Origin of the sequence: Vibrio sp. 10N.247.311.12 (genome assembly GCF_041467515.1) — a bacterium.
Taxonomy (GTDB): domain Bacteria; phylum Pseudomonadota; class Gammaproteobacteria; order Enterobacterales; family Vibrionaceae; genus Vibrio; species Vibrio crassostreae_C.
In genome coordinates this window covers 1-1,614 of the sequence record NZ_JBFSUV010000100.1, presented here as the reverse complement: position 1 = coordinate 1,614, position 1,614 = coordinate 1, and the positions used below count along the sequence as shown (strand labels likewise).

Below are 1,614 nucleotides of genomic sequence, written 5' to 3'. Positions count from 1 at the left end.
GCTTTACGAGGTAGCGTTGCTAGGAAGTTAGGGTTACCACGACCTGCATCAAGAAGTGCACGATCTGGCACAGCTTGCGCCACTTCAATCAGTTTGTCTTTTAGCTCGAATGGGCTTAGGTCAGCGAATTTTGAAAAATCGATAGTTGGAGTTTGAGTAGTCATAATAGATACCTTACTTTCATAAATTTTAGCAAGTCGATCCCCTTCCCTATGTTTGGCCAGGGAATCGCTTAGTGTTTTAATTGGATTGACGTCTTAGACTGACGTTATAGTCTGAATTACATACCAGCGTTGACGGAGATAATGCCGACGATGATTGGTCCCCAAAGGGTCAATAGCACGTTTGCTACTGCGTAAGTCACTGTGAATGAGAATACTGGAGTTGCATTGCCTGTTTTTTCCATCAATGCCGCAAACGCAGGGTTTGCACTTCGACCACCAGTCACACAACCAAGTGCTTCAATTGGGTTTTTGATTCTCAAAACAAAGTAAGAGAAGAAGAACGAAATAATCTGTGGAATGATGGTTACCGCAACACCCAAGAATAGTAGGCTCATACCGTGTTCTTTGATGGTGTCTACCGCTTGAGGGCCAGCCTCAAGACCAACGATACCCACGAATGCTGCTAGACCGAAGTCGCGAATAAAGCTTGCTGCTGATTCTGGGAATTGCGCCACATGTGGGTTACGGCTGCGTAACCAACCAACAATCAGACCTGACACTAGACAGCCTGCACCAGAGCCGATAGTGACCGGAATACCTGCAATTTTGAAGTTGATTAGGCCAATCAAAAGACCCAATACCATACCCATGCCTAGTACAATGAAGTCAGTCATTGTTGCTGAGTTCATTGGCTTACCGATTGTACCTTGAACACGATTAATATCGCTTGGTGAGCCAGTTAATTGAATAACATCATTTTTCTTAACAACAAGGTCAGCGTGAACTGGGATTGATACACCTTCGCGAAGGTAGTCAGTCACATAAACACCACGGTAAGTGCCTTTGTTCGCTTCTGATTTGATTTGACCTAGTGTACGGCCAATCAGTTGTTTGTTGTCTGCGATAAGCTGACGGTTCTCTTCAATGACTTCGTACTCTTCTGGAAGCACAACTTCAGAGCCAACAGAGTCACCTTTCAACTGACCAATGGCTTTACGAGTACCTGTGATAACCAGAACATCGCCTTGTTGAAGCTTAGTAAATTTGTCTGCTTCAATCGCTTTGCCATCACGCTCGATAACTTCGATGCATGCGTCTATTGAATCTTGATTGATTTGGGCTAGTGTCAAACCATTCACTTTGCTCTCTGCTTTGATTTCAAAAGCGCGAGTCTCAAGTTTTGTCATCGCATTGAATTCACCAGCACCAAGCTCTGCATTACCATCTGAGTTCGCTTCTGCCATTTTGATTGCTTCAGCGCGGATATCCCATTTCATTAGTGTTGGGAATACCCATGTCACCATTAGGATTGGACCTAGAGAACCGAAGATGTAAGTTACAGCGTAACCAACAGCAACGTTAGTTTGCATCAGATGTTTGGCTTCTTCAGACACACCACCCAAACGGGCGATCGCATCGCCTGCAGTACCAATGATCGCAGACTGAGTTA

Annotated in this window: 1 protein-coding gene and 1 pseudogene; both read right to left on the bottom strand. The window is 44.7% G+C overall.

Annotated elements, in window-relative coordinates:
- A pseudogene (locus AB6E30_RS22465) lies at positions 1-164 on the bottom strand (bifunctional aspartate transaminase/aspartate 4-decarboxylase); the annotation flags it as partial.
- 116 nt (positions 165-280) lie between these two features.
- A partial coding sequence (locus AB6E30_RS22460; protein ID WP_372105321.1) for a TrkA C-terminal domain-containing protein occupies positions 281-1,614 on the bottom strand: 1,334 nt, incomplete at its 5' end.